This is a genomic window from Paenibacillus medicaginis, from assembly GCF_042138635.1.
Lineage (GTDB): Bacteria > Bacillota > Bacilli > Paenibacillales > Paenibacillaceae > Paenibacillus > Paenibacillus medicaginis.
On sequence record NZ_JBHIRY010000004.1, the window covers coordinates 185,617 to 207,440 of the forward strand.

At 50.1% G+C, this 21,824-nt stretch carries 20 protein-coding genes; 4 read left to right on the forward strand and 16 right to left on the reverse strand.

Translation table 11 applies throughout. The annotated features are described in order from the left end of the window. Positions 1-102 precede the first annotated feature (102 nt). A complete protein-coding gene (locus tag ACE5LO_RS06420) occupies positions 103-285 on the reverse strand; it encodes a hypothetical protein (protein ID WP_375519190.1) in 183 nt (60 codons plus the stop codon). Between the two features lie 192 nt (positions 286-477). Between ACE5LO_RS06420 and ACE5LO_RS06425 the strand changes: the two genes are divergently transcribed. Genes ACE5LO_RS06425 through ACE5LO_RS06435 form a run of 3 tightly spaced genes read left to right on the forward strand, consistent with a single transcriptional unit; the run spans position 478 to position 3,522 of the window. Continuing rightward, positions 478-1,749 (forward strand): ABC transporter substrate-binding protein, encoded by a 1,272-nt coding sequence (locus ACE5LO_RS06425; RefSeq protein ID WP_375519191.1) that lies wholly within the window; start codon positions 478-480, stop codon positions 1,747-1,749. 47 nt (positions 1,750-1,796) lie between these two features. Further along, entirely contained in the window at positions 1,797-2,672 is an 876-nt protein-coding gene (locus tag ACE5LO_RS06430; RefSeq protein WP_375519192.1) for a carbohydrate ABC transporter permease, read from the forward strand. 22 nt (positions 2,673-2,694) lie between these two features. Continuing rightward, a complete protein-coding gene (locus tag ACE5LO_RS06435) occupies positions 2,695-3,522 on the forward strand; it encodes a carbohydrate ABC transporter permease (protein ID WP_375519193.1) in 828 nt (275 codons plus the stop codon). A gap of 56 nt (positions 3,523-3,578) precedes the next feature. Here the strand turns inward: ACE5LO_RS06435 and ACE5LO_RS06440 are convergent, their stop codons facing one another. From ACE5LO_RS06440 to kduI, 13 genes are all read right to left on the reverse strand, one after another. Then, positions 3,579-4,664 (reverse strand): GerAB/ArcD/ProY family transporter, encoded by a 1,086-nt coding sequence (locus ACE5LO_RS06440; protein WP_375519194.1) that lies wholly within the window; start codon positions 4,662-4,664, stop codon positions 3,579-3,581. Then, positions 4,664-5,872, reverse strand: coding sequence for a Ger(x)C family spore germination protein (locus ACE5LO_RS06445; RefSeq protein WP_375519301.1), 1,209 nt, complete (start codon positions 5,870-5,872; stop codon positions 4,664-4,666). The genes ACE5LO_RS06440 and ACE5LO_RS06445 overlap by 1 nt, the downstream gene beginning before the upstream one ends. Before the next feature lie 2 nt (positions 5,873-5,874). Then, on the reverse strand, positions 5,875-7,386 hold the full coding sequence (locus ACE5LO_RS06450; RefSeq protein ID WP_375519195.1) for a spore germination protein: 1,512 nt from the start codon (positions 7,384-7,386) through the stop codon (positions 5,875-5,877). Next, the gene (locus ACE5LO_RS06455) at positions 7,338-8,678 is read right to left on the reverse strand and encodes an MFS transporter (protein WP_375519196.1); all 1,341 of its coding nucleotides are present in this window, start codon (positions 8,676-8,678) and stop codon (positions 7,338-7,340) included. The genes ACE5LO_RS06450 and ACE5LO_RS06455 overlap by 49 nt, the downstream gene beginning before the upstream one ends. Positions 8,679-8,744: 66 nt before the next feature. Then, positions 8,745-9,896: a winged helix-turn-helix domain-containing protein gene (locus ACE5LO_RS06460; protein ID WP_375519197.1), complete on the reverse strand. Its 1,152-nt coding sequence runs from the start codon at positions 9,894-9,896 to the stop codon at positions 8,745-8,747. Between the two features lie 132 nt (positions 9,897-10,028). Next, on the reverse strand, positions 10,029-10,844 hold the full coding sequence (locus ACE5LO_RS06465; protein ID WP_375519198.1) for a helix-turn-helix domain-containing protein: 816 nt from the start codon (positions 10,842-10,844) through the stop codon (positions 10,029-10,031). Positions 10,845-11,040: 196 nt separating this feature from the next. After that, the gene (locus ACE5LO_RS06470; RefSeq protein ID WP_375519199.1) at positions 11,041-11,544 is read right to left on the reverse strand and encodes a PTS sugar transporter subunit IIA; all 504 of its coding nucleotides are present in this window, start codon (positions 11,542-11,544) and stop codon (positions 11,041-11,043) included. 12 nt (positions 11,545-11,556) lie between these two features. After that, positions 11,557-12,930, reverse strand: coding sequence for a glycoside hydrolase family 32 protein (locus ACE5LO_RS06475; protein WP_375519200.1), 1,374 nt, complete (start codon positions 12,928-12,930; stop codon positions 11,557-11,559). Then, the gene (bglX, locus tag ACE5LO_RS06480) at positions 12,923-15,187 is read right to left on the reverse strand and encodes a beta-glucosidase BglX (protein ID WP_375519201.1); all 2,265 of its coding nucleotides are present in this window, start codon (positions 15,185-15,187) and stop codon (positions 12,923-12,925) included. The genes ACE5LO_RS06475 and bglX overlap by 8 nt, the downstream gene beginning before the upstream one ends. A gap of 18 nt (positions 15,188-15,205) precedes the next feature. Continuing rightward, positions 15,206-16,612, reverse strand: a complete 1,407-nt coding sequence (locus ACE5LO_RS06485; RefSeq protein ID WP_375519202.1) for a sucrose-specific PTS transporter subunit IIBC — start codon at positions 16,610-16,612, stop codon at positions 15,206-15,208. A 254-nt stretch (positions 16,613-16,866) separates the two neighbouring features. Next, positions 16,867-17,643 carry a 2-dehydro-3-deoxy-D-gluconate 5-dehydrogenase KduD gene (kduD, locus tag ACE5LO_RS06490; protein WP_375519203.1) on the reverse strand — a complete coding sequence of 259 codons (777 nt, stop codon included), beginning with the start codon at positions 17,641-17,643 and terminating at the stop codon, positions 16,867-16,869. Positions 17,644-17,758: 115 nt separating this feature from the next. Continuing rightward, a complete protein-coding gene (locus ACE5LO_RS06495) occupies positions 17,759-18,406 on the reverse strand; it encodes a bifunctional 2-keto-4-hydroxyglutarate aldolase/2-keto-3-deoxy-6-phosphogluconate aldolase (protein WP_375519204.1) in 648 nt (215 codons plus the stop codon). A gap of 22 nt (positions 18,407-18,428) precedes the next feature. Further along, positions 18,429-19,259, reverse strand: coding sequence for a 5-dehydro-4-deoxy-D-glucuronate isomerase (kduI, locus tag ACE5LO_RS06500; protein WP_375519205.1), 831 nt, complete (start codon positions 19,257-19,259; stop codon positions 18,429-18,431). Positions 19,260-19,562: 303 nt separating this feature from the next. Between kduI and ACE5LO_RS06505 the strand changes: the two genes are divergently transcribed. Then, complete coding sequence (locus ACE5LO_RS06505) at positions 19,563-20,513, forward strand: sugar kinase (RefSeq protein WP_375519206.1); 951 nt, start codon at positions 19,563-19,565, stop codon at positions 20,511-20,513. A gap of 63 nt (positions 20,514-20,576) precedes the next feature. Here ACE5LO_RS06505 and ACE5LO_RS06510 read toward each other — a convergent pair whose 3' ends face one another. Both ACE5LO_RS06510 and ACE5LO_RS06515 read right to left on the reverse strand, forming a co-directional pair. Beyond that, positions 20,577-20,981, reverse strand: a complete 405-nt coding sequence (locus ACE5LO_RS06510; protein ID WP_375519207.1) for a toxin-antitoxin system TumE family protein — start codon at positions 20,979-20,981, stop codon at positions 20,577-20,579. Continuing rightward, a complete protein-coding gene (locus tag ACE5LO_RS06515; RefSeq protein ID WP_375519208.1) occupies positions 20,956-21,651 on the reverse strand; it encodes a hypothetical protein in 696 nt (231 codons plus the stop codon). Before ACE5LO_RS06515 ends, ACE5LO_RS06510 begins: the two co-directional genes overlap by 26 nt. Between the last annotated feature and the right edge of the window lie 173 nt (positions 21,652-21,824).

Below are 21,824 nucleotides of genomic sequence, written 5' to 3' on the forward strand. Positions count from 1 at the left end.
GTGGCTAGGGTCAGGGGATAGGATAAAGGATCCTAAATATGATTTTTTTTATCCTGAAAATCATGCTTTCTCTCGAATGCTCTTCTTTGTCCTAAGCCCGTCTCATGATCCTGAACCTACCTGCTCCTTCACCAAATAGGGTTCTTCTCCCAAGTTTATCTGTTTCTCTGTGACCGGATCAAACGGGATAATGATGCAAAGACAGCGGAAGTTGATCTGCTGTCCAATCCACCAGCCTTCCTGTCCCCAGGTTTTGAACACTCTGCAAGCACTGCGTAATTTCAACCTTTCCGAGCTCCCCCCCTTTATCGGCTATGCCTCTCCATATTGAATTTTAGCGCACAATTCATGCACATCATCCGGTACAAAGCTCATACAATACAATAACATTATAAGCAGCATACATCGCATTCACATCCTCGCCCTGGACTAACACAGCGGAAAATCGTGATTTTCAGACTTCAAGGGGGTAGTTGTATGAAATTGATCTTAATCTTATGTCTTGTTCTGTTGTTCCTTCTTCTCTGCGTGTTGAGCGCGTGCAGTCCGTCTTTACCTGACACCTCTTCGTCCAACGGAAAAAAGATAACGCTTACATTATGGTATTGGAACCGCTCTATCGACGATAACCTGATTGCCCAGGCGGAGAAACAGTTTCCCAACATTCAAATTAACGCACAGAAGATCGGCGGCGACTTTAAAGCCAAGCTGAAAACCACCCTTGCCGCCCGCACGGGCGAGCCGGATATCGTGGCCTTGAACGACTGGATGCCGGAGCTGTTTACGAGCGCGGACCGCTTTTATGATCTGTATGAGCTGGGCGCTGCCGACCTGCAGGATCAATATCTGGAGTGGAAATGGCAGCAAGGCGTCACGCCTAAAGGAAAAATGATCGCCTTCCCGATGGATACCGGACCGACGGCCCTGTTTTACCGCAAGGACCTGTTCGAGCAAGCCGGTCTGCCCAGTGATCCGGAAGAGGTCGGCGCCTCCATTCGCACCTGGGAGGATTATATGGCTGCTGGCGGGCAGTTGCAGCAGAAGCTGGGCAGCGGAGTATTTCTGACCGACAATATTGGAAACGTTTACAACCAAATGCTGGCGCAAGCCTCCGAGCTGTACTTCAAGCCTGACGGCAGCTTTATCGGCGATCAATCGGAAGTCGTGCGGCGCGGCTGGCAGACGGCCGTCAACTTTCACCAGCACAAGCTGCTGGCCAACGCCGACGGCTGGACGCCGGAATGGAATGCCGCCATGAATAACGGCAAGATTGCCTCCTTCGTCGGTGCCGTCTGGATGAAGCAGGTGCTGATGGAAGCCGCCCCGGACACTGCGGGCAAATGGCGGGTAGCTCGCGCTCCGGAAGCGGACGGCAACCAGGGCGGTTCCTTCCTCTCCATTCTCAAATCGAGCAAACACCCCAAAGAAGCCTTCCAGGTGTTGACCTGGCTGCAAAATCCGGAAAATCAGCTGCGAGCCTATCAAAGCATCGCTCTCTTCCCGTCCACACCGAGTGTGTTCGCGGACCCGGCAATGAATAAGCCTGAGCCCTTCTTCGGGAATCAGGCTACCGGTCTCGTGTTCGCCGAATCGGCACGCAACGTCAAAACCGTCTACTTCGGCGAGCGCCACCCCGTCATCCACGGCATCGTCACCCGCCGCCTGGCTAATATCGCCAAGCAGAGTGCCGACCCGCAGACGGTGTGGGCCGAGACGCTGCACCGCATCGGGCGTGAGTTACAGCGCTAGGGCGCCAGGAGAAGAAGAGCGAAATCTTTGTGAAAAGAGTGATCAACATGCTGAGAGAAATATGGAAGCAGCGGGCGTTGTATGCCGCTATTTCGCCTTTTTATATCGTGTTTGCAATTTTCGGCCTCTTCCCGGTCGCCTTCTCCCTTTATCTGGCGTTCCATAAATGGGACGGCATCGGAGAAATGACCTACAACGGCTGGGGCAATTTTCGCTATATGGTGACCGACAATGAGTTCTGGCAGGCTGTCGGCAACACACTGCTGATCTGGGTGTACTCCACCATTCCCATGCTCTTCTTCGCTCTGGTCATCGCGTTCCTGCTGCATGCCCCTTTCGTAAAAATGCGCACCCTCTGGCGTGTCGGCTTCTTTCTGCCCAATGTCACCTCCATTGTCGCCGTAGCGATCATTTTCGGTGCCCTGTTCGCCAACAACTTCGGCTTCCTCAACTTCATCATGCAGCAGCTGGGGCTGCCGATGGTTCAATGGCTGAATGTCCCGTGGGGCATCCAAATTGCTATTTCCTCCATGGTCATCTGGAGATGGACCGGTTATAACGCGATCATTTACCTGGCTGGATTGCAAAGCATTCCGCATGTGCTGTATGAAGCGGCCAAAATCGACGGAGCCACCGGCGTGCAGGCTTTTTTCCGCGTGACCATTCCCATGCTGCGCCCCGTCATTTTGTTCACGGTCATTACATCGACGATCGGGGGCATGCAGCTGTTCACCGAACCGCAGGTACTGGTGGGCAATGACGGCGGTGCGGGCGCCAGCGGCATGACGATCGTGCTGTACTTATACAGGGAATCGTTCATCAACAACTATTTCGGATATGGAGCAGCGGTCGGCTGGGGCATGTTCCTGATCATCGCGCTGTTCTCCATTCTGAACTGGAAGCTAGTGCAGGGTAAAAAATGACACAAAAAGGAGGTCCTGCGGCATGATGCAGGCAAAAACAAGGACCGCTCTGTTATATGCCGGGCTGCTGGCCGGGATGATGATTTCCATGTTCCCTTTTTACTGGCTCATGGTCATGTCTACACGCACCACCTCGGATATTTACCGCTTCCCGCCACAGCTTTGGTTCGGAGGCCAGTTCTGGGACAACATTTCACGGGTCATGCAGCAGATCGATTTTGCGGGAGCTTTTTTCAATACGCTGTTTGTGGCCGGATCGGTAACGCTGCTGGTGCTGTTTTTTGATTCCCTGGCCGGTTTTGCCTTCGCCAAATTTGATTTTCCGGGAAAAAAGACTTTATTTATCATCCTCCTGGCCACCATGATGGTGCCCTCACAGCTGTCCCTGGTTCCTTCTTTCGTCATGATGGCCACCTTCGGCTGGGTCGGCACGTTCAAGGCCTTGATCATCCCCGGCATGGTCAATGCCTTCGGTATTTTCTGGATTCGCCAGTATGCAGAGGAGTCTATCCCGAGCGAGCTGCTGGACGCAGGCCGCATGGACGGGTGCGGCTTTTTCCGCCTCTATTGGAACGTCGCCCTGCCCATTCTCCGTCCGGCCTTCGCTTTCCTTGGCGCCTTCACATTCATCGGAGCCTGGAATGATTATTTATGGCCCTTGATCGTGCTGACGGACGAAAACAAGTTCACACTGCAAATCGCCCTGTCCCAGTTGAACGGGATCTACAATACGGATTATGCCATGGTCATTTCCGGGACTTTGCTGGCTGTGCTGCCCCTGATTATTCTGTTCCTGTTCATCAGCCGCCAGTTTATTTCCGACATTGCAGCAGGCGCCGTCAAAGATTAGAAGGTCTGAAAACCGGATGGGGGCAGCCTATCGAAATGGCTCCTATCCGGTGGGTTCTACCTTTTTCTAATACTCCCCACGATCCACAGCAGCAAAGGCAAAGCCACCATGTTCACAGGCATCACATATTGAACCCACACCTTTCTCAGCAGCATTTCCGGTGAAGGATTCAGGTTGATTAAGTTCATGCAGATTGTAAAAACGGCGGCTGCCACAAACCATACGATTCCACGCCAGTTTTTCTGCTTCCCGATCCACTGTGCGGTGCCATAGCTGGCAATAAATACATAGATCGATAGTTTGATAAACACGCTGAATAACCAAACGGCCACAACTAAAAAATCCACATGTTGAATAAATTCCATCAGATATACGAGCTTGACCATATCAAAGAAAGGAAAATAAATCGCGGAAGCGACCGCGGGCTCAAATGTCATGACCACCCACATCGAGCCCAGCAGCAAGATAACCGCGGAAACCAGCACCCCGTTCAGCACATTTCTTCTCGTAGCCGGACCAGGCTGATCTATAAAAGGAAACAGCATCATGATCAGCACCACCTCGCCCAACAGCGAGGCAGGTGTCAAAGCCCCCTCTGCAATCGCAAGCAGCCCCGAATCCGCATACACCGGAGCGAGGGAATGTATGTCCAAATTATGCATCGTCAGCACAAAGGTCAAACCGAGGATAACAAGCAGTATCGGCCCCCACAACTCGCTGCAGCGGCCAATCGCCACGATTCCCCCTTTTCGGAGAGCATAAACGATCACGCCAATCATACCAAGCAAAATGACGTAGGATGGTGTGCGGGGAAGCATGCTCAAGCTGATAAAATTATATACATTACGCAAAATCGCACTGGTGACCCAATACCACTGAAGCAGGAAGATCAGCCCGACCAGCTTGCCCGGCCATTTCCCCAGAATGGTCATGCTGAATTCAATTAACGTTTGCTTGGGGTATAAAAGGCTTGCCTGCGCAGCAATATACGCTGCCACCATCCCGAATAGGCCGGCAACAAGAAAGGACATCCAGGCATCCTGTCTCGCCTCGCTGATCGTGGGTCTGATTGACAACAGCAAAGTCATGCCAATTTCGAGAATCAGCACCATCCACCAGAGCTGTCGATTGCTGATTTGCATCAGGATTCCCCTCCATCTTCGAACGCAGGCTTAGGGATCAGCGTAGGGCCTGCCACGCCGGTTGAAATAATGGACATATCGACCTGCACGGTAACCTGAACGCGCTCAAACTCCTCATCCCATACAGGCTTGATTTTCTTCCACTGATAAGGGTGCTGATGATGAATGGAACGGCCTAGGCCAAATATATCGGCATTCATCTTTTTTTGCGTCTGTTCAATAACCTTCTCTACCTGCTCCTGAACCTGACGGTTAAATGCCTGCTCCACTTTTCTGGCGTTTTCCGGCTTCCCCACATCAAGACCGGTGTTATTCTCATAAACGGCCGCTTGGGCCTTCAGCTTGATATGAAAGCGAATGGGATCTGAGCGGAGATCCGGCGTAATTTGACTTTTTAATCGTTCTGCCCGCACAACGACATTTTGGTGATTTCCCATCGGAACGAAAAAAATCCTGCCGCTCAATCCCTGGATCGTCCACAACCTTACCCAGTATTCCTGATAGCCCAGATATCCCCGGAGCCTCAAGTCCCTGCCGAATATCGCCGATCCATCCAGCTGCAGAACCTCTCTGGGGGAATTGGGCTTCTTTGCATTGCCGTTTGGCGGCAGGATGGGCTGGACGATTCTGACAGAGGGCATGACCGGCATGCCTTCTCCGTTCAGCATGGTGAAAAAGTCCAGCAAGGACCTTGCTTCCGGCACACCCAATTTTTCCTGAACCTTCTGTATGGCCACCGCCGGATTCCGCTCCAGCTTATAGGTCAGGCTCATTGCTCTTTGCGCGGAGTCTCCCTTAACTATGAAAATATTGGCACGCAACCGTGACATCGGATTGCGGGTATACTCATCCAGCACCTCTGATAGACCGTGCCTGGCGAGTTCCTCACCTATAAAAATATTGCGCCGGTGACCCGGAAAGAGAACACGCGACAGCTTCTTCTGAATGTTCTGCGAGGCATCCAGAATCGAATTTCCGTAGGCGCTTTCGATCAGAAAGCTGTTCTGCCCCCCGGATGTGCCGCCTGCTTTATCACCGCCGGGGATGACGACGTTGGCTGTAGCCAGATATTTGCCATCCTCGGTGAGGTCCATCCCCCATCCCAGTATAATGGCACGGTCATTCAGCTCCATCCGGTCCCAGCAGCCTGTCGTTAACACACCACTGACTAGAAGCGCCACAACCAGCATCAGCCTGACTGATCTCATCCTCACCCACTATCCCCGCCTTTATAACGGGCACGGATCAAAACATCTTTCAACCGTGGCTTAACGGCCGGCGCCACCGGATTCATATATGGAATGCCGAACGGCTGCAAAGTGACCATATGCACGCTTAATGCAATCAAAAATAGAAGGATCCCGTAAAAACCCAGACAACCGGCAACAATGAGCAGGGGGAATTTCAGTATTCTGTACGCCGTGCCCATATTATACCGGGGAAACACGAAGGAGGCGATTCCCGTGGCAGACACAATGATGACCATCGGCGCCGATACTATGCCCGCTTCCACTGCGGCCTGCCCGATCACCAGCGCTCCGACAATGCTGACCGTCGGTCCGACCTGTTGCGGCAGGCGGATGCCCGCTTCCCGCAGCCCCTCGAAGACAAGCTCCATGAAAAGTGCCTCGATGACTGCGGGAAAAGGTACTCCTTCCCGGGCTGACAGGATGCTGACCAGCAGAGAGGTGGGGACCACCTGCGGGTGAAATGTCGTTAATGCTACATAAAGGGAAGGAAGCAGCAGAGACATATGGACAAAAATATAGCGGATCCAGCGCACAAACGTCATATAAAAGAACCGCTCATGATAATCCTCCGCCGATTGCAGACCCGCCCAATAGGACATCGGCACAATCAGGACAAACGGAGACTGGTCCATCATAATGACCACTTTTCCTTCCAGCAGACTGGAAGCCGCCACGTCCGGACGTTCCGTATTCTGAACCTGTGGAAACGGAGAATAAGGATCGTCTTCAAGCTGCTCCTCGATTTTCGCAGAGCCATCAATACCTTCTGTACGAATGTTCTGCAGCCGCCGGCGAACCTCCTGCACCATATTGGCGTCAGCCGATCCTTCGATATAGGTGATTAGCACCCGTGTTCCTGTAAGTTCTCCAATGATGAGGGATTCCATTTTCAAGCGGGTGCTGTGGATTCGCCTGCGCAGCAGCGTCGTATTTGTGCTCAGCATTTCCGTGAAGGCATCCCGTGGACCGCGTACGACCCTTTCCGAAGTGGGCTCCCCAATCCCTCTTTGCTCCATTTTGATAAAATTCACAAGCAAGGCTTCCTCTTCTTCCTCAAACAGAACCGCTATCTCACCGTTAAGTATGCCGTCTTCCAACGCCTGAAAATCCGATGCCTTTCGGATCTGTGCGGCGGCGATCAGACGCTTTTCCAGAATAGCGGACAGAACACCTTTCTCCGGCGCCTCATCATGCAGACCTTCCGTCAAAAGGGGCTCCAGCAGCATCTGATTCAGCATTTGCGTGTCGCTCATGCCTTCGATATATACAAGACAAATCCGATTATGCCCATGTACACTAATCTTGCGGTAAATCATATCCGAACAGCGCTCGAAGCTCCGCTGCAGCATCTTGATATTGTCGGACAGCCCCTTTTTCAGCACGGTACCTATTCCCGGGTCAGACAAAGGCTGTATCTTGTGTTTCACAGGTCCTTGCTTGCTCCGCTTGCCGAACCATGAGTCCCAGAACATGGATGTCCCTCCTTTGGACTAGATATACTGTCCCAAGAGGGGGAAATTATGCACCGTGAACCGAGAAGAAATGCGCCGAGTCCCAGCAAAGCCACCGTTAAGCCTATCCAGAAAAAGGCAGTACCCACTCCTGCTTCCCGTATCCACAGACCGCCAATCAGTGGTGCGATGACCATGATTACTCCCATCACCGTATTCTGGATGCCGAACACCCGGCCCACCATCGCTGTGGGCGTACCCGCCTGCAGGATATACGTCTGCGTAATCATGCTCATCCCATTCCCGATCCCGATCATCACCCCGACAGTCAGTAGCACCGCCAGCCCGACCCCGGGCTGCATCAAGCCCAGCGCGGCAATGCCGCACCCGATCAGCAATGCTCCCCCGCCTAGGCCCCAGCCGGGGGACATGTGTGCGAGACGTTTCATGACAAGCATGCTGCCTGCGCCTCCGGCGCCAATGGCCGCAATCAGCCAGCCTGTTAGCGATTCATCCCCTGGCGAGAGAAAGCGCAATAGTACGGCAAACTGGTAATCGATCATCAGAATGGCTGTCATGGCGATGAAAACAAACAGCAGCGTGGCAAGCAGCAGCCGGCTGCTCAGCAGGAACGCCCACCCTTCCCGCCATTCGGCCAGAAAATGCTTCTTCACAACCCCCTGCCCGACGTGGACCGCATCCCCGGCTCCGCCGATCCGGCGCAAGGGCCAAAGCAGCGCACAGGAAGACAGACGCATAAGGGCATTAATCACAATACAGGCCTGCGGGGACACAAGCGTGAGTGTAGCCGCCCCTAGCAGCGGTCCCGCCACCTTCGCGCTCTGGTTCACCAGACCGTTCCAGGCCGAAGCCTGCAAAAGCTCCTCCTCCGCCACCACTCTGCGGGTCAAGCCCTGCTGAGCAGGCAGCTGAAAAATACCTGCTGCGGCCCGCACAGCAAGCAGAGGCAGCAGCCAGGCAATGCCGGGCACAAACAATATCAGTCCGGTCAGCAGCGCAGCGGCCAGATCACAAACCATCATCAAGCGCGCCTGGCGAACACGGTCGGCGAGCGCCCCGGCGAATGATCCGAGCACGAGTCCCGGCAGCGCCATCATGACCGGGATCAGAGCGAGCAGCATCGGATCGGCTCCCCATCTGTAAGCGACCAGTACCTGAATGGCAATCGCGTCAAACCAGTCGCCAAATGAAGCAGCCGCGTGAGCGGCAAACATGAGGCGAAAAGGACGGCTGCTCCAAACTCCCTCTTTCCGGATACGGGACTTCTGTTGTACCTTTACTTCCGTTTTCATAAATAATGCTCATCTCCTGTACCTTTCTGATAGAGATGATGCTAACGGAAGATTGTCAGAGGAATATCAGACGGTATCCAGAGCATGCTCCAGCCAGGACGCCAGCTTGGGGCGCAGGACGGAAAGCCGGTTTTCCCGGTCCAGCCGCTCATAGATCCGTTTATATTTATGTTCGAGCCGTTCGTGTGGGCAGTGCATCTCCAAATACCTGATGATTTGGCATACCGCTTTGATCTTCATGAGCTCCTGACCTGCTGTATGCAAAATATCAATGCCCTCATCCATCAGCTTTTCTGCTTCTTCGGCATTCCCCTCGCGGAGATGCCAGAGCCCTTTGAAAATTGTATAGCGCCCCCGCTCTCGCAGGTAGGGCATCTCTTCCAGCATCACTTCAACCCGCTCGAATTGTTCGCGGACTTTGTTGAGCCGCCCGGCGGACAAGCACAAATAAACCTCCAATACAGCAACAGGAAGCACAAACCCATCCAAGCCCTCTCTCTCCACAATATCATGCGTTTCAGGTAGCAGTGCGGCCGCCCGCTCCGTCTCTCCGTTCTCAACAAGCGCTTCCAAAATGTTCAGGCGGCGCAGTTCCCTGGCATGCGGCGGGGGAAGAGCACCTGTCGAGAGCACCCGCTCACACTGCTGCACTGTATAAGGCGTAACCGGCCCTGTTGCCCAATAAAGGAGCAGGCACCAGAACAGGATCTCCGCAGCAGGAATATCCTTTTCCTCCAGAAACCACGCAATATCCGCCTGCACGAACCGGGCATATATCCGATACCAGGGATTCAGCTCAAAGCCGAGCTGTTCCTCCTGTGCAGCCAGCGTCAGGAGTGAGGTCCCCTGCCCCAGCAGATGGTATCTCCGCAGCAGTGTATGTACCGCTTCATTCATTTGCGGATCGTTCAAGGAAGGCTGCAGCCTCTTCTCCGACTGTTCCAGGACCAGCTTGTAGCCCAGCCCTCTGACGGTGCGGATGGATAACCCGCTCCAGCGGCGCAGCTTCTTGCGCAGCCTGTACACATGATCGTCCACCGTCCGCTCCACCGGATACTCCAAGGGCCACACATGATCCAGCAGCTGCTCCCTGGTGAACACCTGATTGCGGTGATCATACAAAAAACGCAGCAGCGCAAATTCCTTGGCCAGCAGTACCACATTTTCCGCACCATACGTTACGCTGAAGCCATCTGCTTCAAATTTCAATCCGGTCATGCTCGTCCCTCCGCTCAATCTGTCTAAGCAGAGCATAGCATATTCGGCTCCATACGGTCATGAGATGGAGCGGTACAAAACAGGCATATAGCTTGTGCCGTATGCCTGATTCAGTCTACTTCGGTTCAGCCGCTATGACTTTTTGTATTCATAAGGCGTTTTGCCCATGACTTCCTTAAAAGCCTTTCTAAACGATTTTACATTGGGAAATCCCGTCTCATAGGATATGTCTGTAAGCGACTTATTCGTGGTATCCAATAAATCGATGGCCTTTTCCAAACCAAGAATCTGCTTGTATTCGGTAAACGTCTGACCTGTGTATTCATGAAACATGCGAGACAAATAAGCCTCGGAATAGCCGCAGAAGCGGGCTGTTTCGGCCAAGCTGATATTTTCGGTATAATGCTCTTTAATGAAGTCCATGATAGACTTGATCTTCTGCTGCTTTTCATTAAATATTTGAGGTGGAATGTCTGCCGCCTGACTACAATGATTGACAAGCATATATTTAAGCTCGAAAATTCGGCTTTGTTCCAAAATGTAGTCGTATTTCCCCTTGGAAATATGCAGTTCATAAATATCCATTAACAATCTTCTTAATTTGGAAAATGTAGCATCCTCAACATGGTTCTCTTGAGTATTTAATTGTATGATGACTTGTTCATTGGCAAAAAAGACGCCCGGAAATTGCAGCACAAGCACCCGGTTCTCCGTAATGCTCTGTGTGGAATGCGGAACATTGCTGTTCATGAATAGCATATCATTATCCATTAAAATGGTGACCTTCCCCTCATGCCACACCTTCAGGCTCCCGCTAATACAGTGGATCATTTCCATATGGCTGTGGAAATGCATGGGAATCACCCTCTCCGTATCTTTCGCCTGAAACATAAAGAGGTTGATCATCTTTTTTCTGTCTATTTCAATATGTTCATATATTTTCTTCATATGACACCTCACCAGTTAGCCATGAGCAATCCGTTCATACTCATACTATACCGATAGTAAAATGCCCGGACAAGCTGCAATCCATTCAGCGGGCCAAGGCGAAAAGGAAGGCCGTTCTTCCCGCCAGACGGAGTAATGAACAGCCTTCCTTGGCCTGCTTGTAACTCTGCAGGCGAATGATTATGGTTTTACCGATTTATGACTTCAAATGCACCGTAATTAACAGCCCGCTATGGCCATTGGCCTCCTGACCGACGTGAGGCTCTACACGGTCCACAGACTCCAGTCCGTCTGGAACAATCACAGGGCTAAGCAATGATAAGCCGGCAGCCTGGATCATGTCCATATCGAATTCAAGCAGCAACTGCCCCTGCTTAACCTTGGCACCCGTCTTGACATGCGCCTTAAATCCGTTGCCCTTTAGCGAAACCGTATCTATACCAATATGAATGAGAACCTGCGCTCCACTCTTGTGCTCGACGATGACTGCATGCTTGCTTTTATCCATGAGAAGAGCAATTTTCCCGTCGAACGGAGCGTACACTTTTCCTTCTACAGGCTCAATCGCCGCCCCTGCCCCCATGTGCCCTTGGGCAAATGCAGGATCGGGAACCTCTTTCAGCTCTACCATCTTCCCAGAAATAGGAGGAACAACCTCCAGTAGTTCCAATGTTTTTTTGTTTTTGCCCCAATGAAACATTTAAGTCTCTCCTTACTCCACGCATTCCTGCAACTGATAAATACTAACTTTTCCTTCATTGCCACCTGCCTCGAGAAGCACACTGCGTTGTACGATATCTTCCAGGAAATAACGCAGAGAAAACACTTCTTCGCCTTCGTTCACAAATACTTCAAGGCTTGAGCTTTCAATAAACATCTGTAGTTCGGATAACCTATGAGTTAGTACTGCTTTTCTGTACTCCTGCTCGTTGGTCAACCAGTTGGTCCGCCAGACCGTCAGACTGTTGTGCTCCCGATCATACTCAATTTGCACCGTATCCCTTACAACCATTCTGAAATTTCCCGCGAGCTTTGAAAATCTTATGATGAGTTCTGCTTGTAAAGAAGGCAGCAACCATACATCATTTTGTTGAATATCTCCCTGTATGCCATCCAGCCTTAAGCTTTGTAACTCCCGTAATGGCTTCTGAACCAACACACCGTCCGTCCATTCGATTTCTCTGGGAAGAGTCAGCGCATGGATCCATCCTTCCTGAACGGTCGGGACAGCCCTCTCTGCTTCCTCCGTCATAGCGCTCATCCATCCGAACATAATGGTTCTACCACCAGCCTCAAACGATTGTGGCGCATAAAAATCGAATCCACGATCCAGCTCTTTAAATTCGGACAGCTTTCCCTCAAATTTCCCTGTCTCCGTTATTTTTCCGGTAATATATCCCGATTGGTTAGGATTCTTGTAATTTTCCCCTGCCTCCGACAGACCCTGAGGAGAAAAAACAAACACATCGTTTTCGAGAAATTGAAGCACATCCGGACACTCCCACATAAATCCAAACGCATCATCATGCTCCAGAAATGATCCCAGGCATGTCCAGCTGGAAAGGTCTTCGGATTTATATACCAGCGTATCACCCGTTAAATCCTCTCTTTGCGCGCCAACGATCAGCCACCAGTTTCCCCTCTGATCCTTCCATACTTTCGGGTCCCGGACATGCCTCGTATAACCTGTGGGATGCTCGAACAATGGGCCCATTTTGTAAAAACTCTCCCCATCCTCGGAAACGGCGGCGCACTGATAGCTTTCTTTTACTCCATCAGCCCGGACTACATTTCCCGTATAAAACAAATACAGCTTGTCATTATGAACAGCACCCCCGCCGGAATAAATGCCGTCTTTGTCATACCATTCCGAAGGCTCCAGCGCGATGCCTTTCCTGTGCCAATGCACCAGATCACTGGAAACCGCATGGCCCCAGCATTTATTCCTGTGCTCGGTGCCTCCTGGATTCCATTGATGGAACACATGATATTGGCCCTTGAAAAAAGCAAGTCCGTTCGGATCATTCAATAAACCATAAGGCGGGGTGATATGATATTTAAGGTTATAAGCGTCGCTTTTATTCATGTTCCCCCTCCGGTAATAAAACAAAACTAAAGCTCAGTAAAATTTCCTGTGAGCTTGCACCGATATAAACTTCAAATTCGCCCGGCTCACTTTTGTATTCCATCCGACTTCCGTAAAATTTGAGCATCTCATCGCGAATGGTGAATTGAACCGTTTCGGTCTCATCGCTGCGCAAAAAGATTTTTTTAAAGTCTTTCAAAACCATGACCGGCCTTGCCACACTTGCGGATTTATCGCGAATATACAATTGGACCGTTTCTTTCCCATCATAAATCCCGGTATTGGTAACAGATATGCAAATATCAATTGGCTCATTTGCTTTTATTTCCTTCCGGCTGACGGACAGCAGGCTGTATTCAAATGAGGTGTAGGATTTACCGTAGCCAAACGGATACAAGGGTTTATTTACTTCGTCTATATATCGGGATGCGAACCGGTATGAGCCGTTTTCCGGCATATTCGGCCTGCCTGTATTCAGCTCGTTGTAATACACTGGAATTTGTCCGACACTTCGTGGAAAGGTCATCGCCAATTTCCCGGACGGATTTGTTTTTCCATACAAAATATTGGCCAGCGCTTCCCCGCCCATCGTTCCCGGATACCAAGCCTGGATGATTGCGTCTGCTTTTCCGGCTACCTCGGTGAGAATCAAAGGCCTTCCGCTATAAACGATCACAACGAGCTTTTTGCCCAATAAACTTAATTCATGGAGCAGCTTCAATTGCGGCTCGGGAAGCGTCGGATTCGTTCGCGATCCGCCTTCTCCGCTCTGATATATGCTTTCACCCAAGGCGAGCACGATGACATCCACTTCGCCCGCATTCCGAAGCGCCTCATGCAGCAGGTCCTCCTCAGCAACGGTTTCACCAGGCAGCTTGTCTGCATATTTGCCAAGGGCCTGCCTCTCATCCAGAGGCAGCATGTACGCCCCACGGCATACCGAGAGATGATCGGGATCAATATACTTTAACATCCCTGTTTTCAAATTGACGGTATCCGCCTCATCCCCCTTGATGGCCCATATGCCCAAGGTAGAGTTTTCTTCCGCGTATGGACCGATCAGAGCAACCTTGGCCTGTTTTGAGAAGGGCAGCAATTCATTATCATTTTTCAGCAAAACTACGGATTCTTCAGCCAAGGATAGCGCATTTTGTTTATGTTCATCTGACAGAACACTGCTTTTCTGCCGCTGCAAAGTTTCCTGTAATCCACGGAACGGGTCCTCAAACAGCCCCAGATCATTTTTCAGCTTCAACACACGGTATACAGCTTCATTCAGCAGTCCCAGCATATGCTCGTCGCCGGATATTACTTTCGCCAATTGATTGGCATATACGGCTGTCTTCATATCCACATCCACACCAGCCAACAAGGCCAGTCTGGCGGCGGCAGCCTCATTCTCTGCATAACCATGCATAATCAGCTCTTCAATAGCGGCGTAATCCGAGATCAACACACCGTCAAAATTCATTTCCCGTCTCAGCACGTCGCGGTTCAGCCATTCGTTCCCTGTCGCAGGAACGCCATTCAAGGTATTAAAGGCCGTCATAACAAGTTTTGCCCCCGCCGCGATAGCAGCATTATACCCTGGCAAATAATACTCCCTCAGCATATGCTCCGACATATCCACAGCATTATACTCACGTCCGGCGACAGGTGCCCCGTAAGCGGCAAAATGCTTGACACAAGCGGCAATTTTATGAGCAGGTATGGCACCTGGGGCACTCTCCAAATTCCCTCCCTGGATGCCCAGCACCGTGCTTTCAGCATATTTCTGTGCGAGCAATGTGTCCTCTCCAGGCGATTCCATCACCCGCCCCCAGCGAGGATCTCTAACGATATCCACCATCGGAGAGAAAGTCACATGAATACCTTCATCGTAACATTCCCTGGCAGCAATCGAAGCTGCACGCTCTATCTGCTCATAGTTCCAACTGCAGGCTTGAGCAAGCGGAATCGGGAAGATAGTTCGATACCCGTAGATAATATCTGCCATGAACAGCAGCGGAATTTTATGAGTTGATTTCTCCAAGTAGTCCGTTTGCAGCCGGATCATTTTATCCGGGTCGGTCACGTTTAAAATGGAACCTGTATTGTAAACATTGTAACCGGTGTTCAACCCTAACTTTTTTAGAGGCCCCGTTACGACGGTATCCATATCTCCTTCAAAAAAATCCCCCGTCAGCTGGACCAACTGGCCGATCTTCTCTTCCATCGAGAGGCTGTCCAATTTCTCAAGCAGTAAGTTGTTGTCCATATTTCTCTCCACATCGTTTTATTTGTTATCTGTTTTTTCTTTAAATCCAAAGAGCCATGTGAGTGCAAAGGCTACAGCGAAGCCAATAAGGCAAACAGCGATATACGGGATGATCTGCTTGTTCAGGTACAACAGCATACCCGGAATGGCCGTAATCGACATGCCTGTTGCCTGAATGTTAAATATACGTGCGAAAAACCCGCCAACCGCCCCGCCAATCAAACCCATCATGAAAGGCTTGCCATAACGGATATTCACCCCGAAAATAGCCGGTTCCGTAATGCCTAATAACGCAGACATGGCGGAAGGGTAGGCGATGGATTTAGTTTTTACATTTCTGGCTTTCAGACCGACAGCGAGCGCCGCTCCCGCTTGTGCGCAAATGGACGCCGAACTGATCGGGTTTACCATGTTCCGGCCAGAGTCCACCAGCATCTGGATTTCGATGAGGTTCAACGCGTGGTGCAGTCCGGTAACGACAATAAGCTGATTGATACCGCCATAAATAAACCCGCCAATGCCAAATGGCAATTTCAAAATCGCTGTAACCGCCGTTAAAATTAAAACTTCCACTTCATGAAAGACAGGTCCGATCACGAACAGCCCCAGCACAAGTGTAACCAGCAGTGTCAAAAACGGCGTTAAAATCAGATCCAATGCTTCGGGAACTGATTTCCGGATTCGCTTCTCCAGCATCGCCCCCACGACCCCTATAATGAACGCAGGTAGAACGGATCCCTGATAGCCTGCAATTTTAATAAATCCGAAAAACAGCAGGGGGTCCTGAACCTTCTGTGCGACATCCCAGGACGTAGGCAATGAAGGGCTTACCAGCATTAATCCGAGCAATATCCCCAGCAGGGGCGTTCCGCCGAACACCCTGAATGCCGACCAGCATACCAATACGGGTAAAAATGCAAATGCCGTATCGGTCAGAATTTGCGTAATTAACAAGAAATTTTGAGAAATATCATCCGGTGTAAGGCCAAATAACTGAAGCAGCGCAGGCTGAGTAACCAAACCTCTGACTCCCATGAATAGCCCTGTGGCTACCAATGCAGGTATAATCGGAACGAATACGTCCCCGAAAACCCGAATCATTCTTTTGAAAAAGTTATCATCCTGCGTGGACGCCTGTTCTTTTAGCTCAGCCTTGGATGTAGCGGATACATTCTCGCCGATCATGGCTTCGTATACCTTGTTAACGGTACCGGTTCCAAAAATAATTTGATATTGCCCGGAGGTAAAGAACACTCCTTTGGCCTTGTCGATATTCTCAATAAACTCATCATCAATGATGTCTCTGTCTTTTACTACTAATCTTAGCCGTGTTGCACAATGGGCCATAGAAATAATATTGTCTTCTCCTCCAAGGCCTTTAATGACATCCTGGGCTATTTTAACGTATTCCTTTTCAAGGCTCATCCGTCTCTTCCTTTCCTTCTATGCTGCGCTTCTTTTGGTACTGTTTAATATTTTGGCCAAATATGCATTTAAAGAATATCATGGTGACGCTTTCAAATAGCGTGATTATTTTACTACATTAAGGTCAAATTTTGACCTTTTCTTTTGTCGGGCGGAAAATATACGCCTTGGGGCTCGCGAAACGCGAAAACAGCCCGGAAGAATTCTTCGGGCTGTGCAGGCGAACTTTTATTTCAAATTTTGTTATTTCATTGTTATCTGACGAGCCACCCACCGTCAACCGCCAACACCTGGCCGTTCATATAATCGGAAGCACGGCTGCACAGGAACACCATAACCCCCATCAGATCGAAAGGCTGACCCCAGCGTCCTGCAGGAATACGGGAGAGAATCTCCTGATTGCGCGCTTCATTCGCGCGTATTGGAGCCGTGTTAGCTGTCTCGATATAGCCGGGCGCAATGGCGTTGATTTGCACATTGTGGACGGCCAGCTCGTTGGCGAACGCTTTCGTAATCCCGGCAACGGCATGCTTGCTGGCTGTATACGGCGGCACGAACTTCCCGCCCTGGAAGGCGAGCATGGAGGCCACGTTGACGATCTTGCCGCTCTTTTGCTCCACCATGATTTTGGCGACTTCCTGGCTCAGGAAGTATACCGAGTTCAAATTGATTTCCATAACGGCATCCCAGTCTTCCTCTTTATATTCGAGCAAAGGTGCCCTGCGGATCGTCCCCGCATTGTTGACCAGAATGTCGATTTTGCCGTACGCATCCATGCAAGCTTTGACTGCACCCGTGCGGGACTCCTTATCGGTCAGATCAGCCTGGTGGAATACGGCCCTGGAGCCTTCCTTTTCGATGAATGCGCGGGTTTCCTCCCAATCCTGGTCATACGTAACGACGAACAGGTCAGCCCCCGCCTTGGCGAGCGCTACCGCATAACCTTGTCCAAGCCCCGTATTACCTCCGGTGACAATGGCCGTTTTTCCCTTCAGGCTGAAAAAATCCAGCGAAAATGCATCCAATCCCATGATAAGCCCTCCATTTATCTTAAAATTAAAATAATTAATTAACATTTTGCCTGCATCCGACCATAGATGGCGCCAGTGCAGACAAAATATTGAACCCGTTTCTTTCGTTCCTCAGTTATTTCTGTGCTCTGATCACTTGCGCCGCCTTGGCCACATACTGGGCAGCGGTTTCGGTAATCAGATCATAACGATTGTCGCGGGCAGGAGCAGTCAAATTGCCGCCAATTCCAACCGCAATACAGCCGTTTTGCAGCCATGTTCCGATGTTGTCCAGATCCACGCCGCCTGTCGGCATGATCTGCACATGCGGCAGCGGCCCTTTAACCGCCTTGACGAAATCGGGACCGAGTGCGCTGCCAGGGAACAGCTTCAGAACATCCACACCGAGCTTCAGCGCTTCCTTCATTTCCGTGATCGTCATGCAGCCGGGCATATAAGGAATGCTGTACAGATTGCACATTTTGGCTGTTTCTTCGTCAAACGCGGGACTTACCACGAATTCGGCCCCGGCCATGATGGATATGCGTGCTGTATGCGCATCAAGCACGGTACCGGCGCCGATCACCGCCTTATCCGAATACGCCGACTTCAGCTTCTTGATCACCTGATCCGCTTCCGGTGTAGTGAAGGTAAGCTCAATATTAGTGAGCCCCCCTTCGATACACGCTTCCGAAATTTTAAAGGCCGAATCAGGATCATCCGCACGGATAACCGCTACGACGCCCAGTGACTTGATGTTTTGGAGCACCTTCATTTTAATCATCGTTGCCTCTCTCCTTTCAGGGTTAGCGTAGCTCATCCATGGCTACGGCGTCCATATCCTTGTAGGTATAGTTCTCGCCGGCCATCGCCCAAATAAACGTATAATTGCTTGTAGCCGCTCCGCAGTGAATGGACCAAGGCGGGGATATAACGGCCTCTTCGTTCTTCATCACCATATGGCGCGTCTCTGTCGGCTCACCCATCATATGAAACATTCTTGCATTCTCATCCAGCTCAAAATAGAAATACACTTCCATCCGGCGGTCATGCGTATGGGTGGGCATCGAGTTCCACACGCTTCCCGTGTTCAGGGCAGTCATGCCCATGACGAGCTGGCAGCTTTGAATACCATCCTCGTGAATGTATCTGCGCAGCACCCGGCTGTTGGCCGTTTCGGGAAAGCCAAGCTCCTCGGCCGGGACGGTTGCATATTCCTGTTTTTGAGTGGGATAGGTCTTGTGAGCTGGGGCTGATGCAATATAAAATTTGGCGGGCTGATCCTTGGCATCACTTTCAAAAACAAGCTCCTTGCTGCCAAGTCCGACATACAGACAGTCCTTTGGCTCCAGCTTGCAGACCTCCCCGTCCACACGGACCGACCCGCTGCCACCGACGTTGAAGATGCCCATCTCACGGCGCTGCAGGAAATAGTCAGCCTTGATGCCGTCATATCCTTTCAATTCGACAGGTCCGTTAAGCGGATAAATTCCCCCGATTATCATACGGTCCTCCAGGGTATAACACAGCTTTACTTCATCTGGGACAAACAGATCCTGAACCAAAAACTGGCGGCGCAGTTGCTCTGTCGTAAATGTCTTGGCATGCTCCGGGTGGATGGCATAACGCTTATCCATAACCAAACCCTCCATTCAGATAAAATTTTATTTTATATTTACTAATCAATACTCCTTACACCGCAAAATACTAAATAGTATTATAAGTCCTGTCAATGTCATAATGCATGTTTTAACGTAAAAAATATTTATTAAAGCGGTTTCGTGACAAAAACTACAATAAATGAAGGAAAAATTTGCGATTTTCGGCAGCTATACATTTCATTATTGTTAAAAACCGGTTTATGTGTTACCTTCAATTTGATCAGTACACCTGTGCATGTTTTCATCATGATAGATATGGAATGAGGAGGCTTTTTAGATATGACTAAACAGCTGGATGTCGTCACCTTCGGCGAGCCGATGGCGATGTTTTATGCAAATGAAACGGGTCCTTTGCATGAAGTGACTTCGTTCTCGAAGGCGCTTGCAGGCGCGGAAACCAACGTGGCCACTGGCCTGTCCCGTCTGGGGCTGAGCGCCGGCCTTGTGACCCGGCTCGGCCAGGATACGTTCGGCAGGTATATAGAGCAAGCATTGCAGAAGGAGAACATCGATACCAAATCGGTTTACTTCACCAGTGAGGCTTCTACCGGAATGCTGTTAAAGTCCAAGGTGGAAGAGGGAGACCCGGAGGTAGAGTATTTCCGCAAAAATTCCGCCGCTTCGCAGCTTGGCCTGGAGCATTTTGACGAAGATTATTTCGCTTCCGCGCGGCATCTGCATCTAACGGGTATTTCCCCTGCGCTGTCCGAGTCCTGCCGCGAGTTTGCGCTGCATGCCATGAAGTTCATGAAGGATAAGGGCAAAACGATCTCCTTCGACCCGAATCTTCGTCCCAAACTGTGGCCTGATACACAGACGATGGCCAATACGCTCAATGAACTGTCCGCCTACTGTGACTGGTTCCTGCCTGGTATCGGGGAAGGCAAAATACTAACCGGGTTTACTAAACCTGAAGATATCGCAGCTTTTTATATGGAACGTGGTGTCAAGGCTGTTGTGATTAAAATGGGGGCAGAAGGCGCGTATTATAAAACAGCGGATGAGGAAGGCATGGTGAAGGGCTTTAAGGTGGTGCAGGTGGTGGACACCGTCGGAGCCGGTGACGGCTTTGCCGTCGGGGTCGTCAGTGGGCTGCTGGATGGTTTAAGTCTCGCAGAGGCCGTACGGCGCGGGAATGCGATCGGAGCGCTGGCTGTCATGTCGCCAGGGGATTCGGACGGCTTGCCGTCGCGCGAACAGCTGACGGCTTTTATGGATCAAGATGCTTGATTACGACGACAAAAGAAGGGGTGCTCATTTGGAGCAGCCCTTCTTTTTGCTGAGAATACTGACTTATTTCTTCAAACTGAGCTGCCGCATTCGAATGAATTCAAGAATATCATTCAACTCCCGGAACTTTTTGTTGTAGTGCCGTTCACGATTGCTCGAATGAATATGATAGGGGTCATATTTCGTAATCGATGCGGGGGTTCCATCTGGATGGTAGTGAGCATGGAATTTCATAATAAGTTCTTGATTCTCTCCATACCAATCATACCAATATAACTCGATATACTGCTTTGCAGTGTCTAATAATTCTACACAGTACATTTTGGAAAAGTCGCGGAACAGGATCGTTTTTCGGACACTTTTTCCATCGCTCGGTATACCATTTGCACCTTCACGAACTTCTTGAATGATGTCTGAATAATTTTCCTCGATAAAATAGAAATTACTTTTTCTTATCTCTAAACTCAAGCTGCAGCCTCCCAAGCAGGTGCTGCCAAACTTGAGCATCGGTTTCTTCTTCAGGTGTCAATTTTGCTTTTGTTCCGAGCGTTCGTTCAAACGCATCACCATATTTTTTTTCGTAGTAAGCAATCTGCCGCGTATAATAATCCAAATCACTTTCTGCTTTTTGAATGGTTTCGGCTTCCTGCCTGTTCCACATACTGACAACATCGCGGACAAGAACTCTTTTTCCAGATGCCATAATAAACTCAGTGTCATCAGGTATTTTATTGTGTTTGTTCGATCCGGCTTTTTTAAATCCAACAAAGCGGTCTTGATCGAGCCAATTATGGATGGTCATGATACTAACGCCAAAGAATTTAGCCAACTGGCTAGGAGAATATTCTTCAACCTGCATCGCAGCAGCTGTAGCATCTGCCACTTGAGAATCTGTCGCAACATGCAATGCGTGTTTAAGCAAAGCTTCAAATTCCTTCTGGAAAGCAGCATGGTTTTCAAAAATGGCCTCATCAAACTCTTGAACAATACTCTCATTATTGCGTAACGCATGCGCAAGGACTTTGAACAGCAAAACACTATTGTTAAAATCATTCAATCTTAAAGCTAACTCCTCGGCAATATGACTGGAGTTTTTAATAAATTGATTCTTCTCACTGTACGTAATAGGCATCAGCATTCACCTCACACTCCGATAATAGAACATTAGGTCTTTAAGTTCAATAACAAAATTATAAAAACTTAAAATTTCTTAAATTAACTCAAATGCTTATAAATCAACATGAAAGCCACGCACATAAAAAAAGACTGCTTCTTATGCAGTCTTTACGATTTCGAGATCCGTTCAAGCTA

What these genes read in the sequence shown, in the direction of transcription:
- ACE5LO_RS06425 (WP_375519191.1), top strand. Translation starts at nt 478, where the DNA reads ATGAAATTGATCTTAATCTTATGTCTTGTTCTGTTGTTCCTTCTTCTC.
- ACE5LO_RS06430 (WP_375519192.1), top strand. Translation starts at nt 1,797, where the DNA reads ATGCTGAGAGAAATATGGAAGCAGCGGGCGTTGTATGCCGCTATTTCG.
- ACE5LO_RS06435 (WP_375519193.1), top strand. Translation starts at nt 2,695, where the DNA reads ATGATGCAGGCAAAAACAAGGACCGCTCTGTTATATGCCGGGCTGCTG.
- ACE5LO_RS06440 (WP_375519194.1), bottom strand. Translation starts at nt 4,664, where the DNA reads ATGCAAATCAGCAATCGACAGCTCTGGTGGATGGTGCTGATTCTCGAA.
- ACE5LO_RS06445 (WP_375519301.1), bottom strand. Translation starts at nt 5,872, where the DNA reads ATGAGATCAGTCAGGCTGATGCTGGTTGTGGCGCTTCTAGTCAGTGGT.
- ACE5LO_RS06450 (WP_375519195.1), bottom strand. Translation starts at nt 7,386, where the DNA reads ATGTTCTGGGACTCATGGTTCGGCAAGCGGAGCAAGCAAGGACCTGTG.
- ACE5LO_RS06455 (WP_375519196.1), bottom strand. Translation starts at nt 8,678, where the DNA reads ATGAAAACGGAAGTAAAGGTACAACAGAAGTCCCGTATCCGGAAAGAG.
- ACE5LO_RS06460 (WP_375519197.1), bottom strand. Translation starts at nt 9,896, where the DNA reads ATGACCGGATTGAAATTTGAAGCAGATGGCTTCAGCGTAACGTATGGT.
- ACE5LO_RS06465 (WP_375519198.1), bottom strand. Translation starts at nt 10,844, where the DNA reads ATGAAGAAAATATATGAACATATTGAAATAGACAGAAAAAAGATGATC.
- ACE5LO_RS06470 (WP_375519199.1), bottom strand. Translation starts at nt 11,544, where the DNA reads ATGTTTCATTGGGGCAAAAACAAAAAAACATTGGAACTACTGGAGGTT.
- ACE5LO_RS06475 (WP_375519200.1), bottom strand. Translation starts at nt 12,930, where the DNA reads ATGAATAAAAGCGACGCTTATAACCTTAAATATCATATCACCCCGCCT.
- bglX (WP_375519201.1), bottom strand. Translation starts at nt 15,187, where the DNA reads ATGGACAACAACTTACTGCTTGAGAAATTGGACAGCCTCTCGATGGAA.
- ACE5LO_RS06485 (WP_375519202.1), bottom strand. Translation starts at nt 16,612, where the DNA reads ATGAGCCTTGAAAAGGAATACGTTAAAATAGCCCAGGATGTCATTAAA.
- kduD (WP_375519203.1), bottom strand. Translation starts at nt 17,643, where the DNA reads ATGGGATTGGATGCATTTTCGCTGGATTTTTTCAGCCTGAAGGGAAAA.
- ACE5LO_RS06495 (WP_375519204.1), bottom strand. Translation starts at nt 18,406, where the DNA reads ATGATTAAAATGAAGGTGCTCCAAAACATCAAGTCACTGGGCGTCGTA.
- kduI (WP_375519205.1), bottom strand. Translation starts at nt 19,259, where the DNA reads ATGGATAAGCGTTATGCCATCCACCCGGAGCATGCCAAGACATTTACG.
- ACE5LO_RS06505 (WP_375519206.1), top strand. Translation starts at nt 19,563, where the DNA reads ATGACTAAACAGCTGGATGTCGTCACCTTCGGCGAGCCGATGGCGATG.
- ACE5LO_RS06515 (WP_375519208.1), bottom strand. Translation starts at nt 21,651, where the DNA reads ATGCTGATGCCTATTACGTACAGTGAGAAGAATCAATTTATTAAAAAC.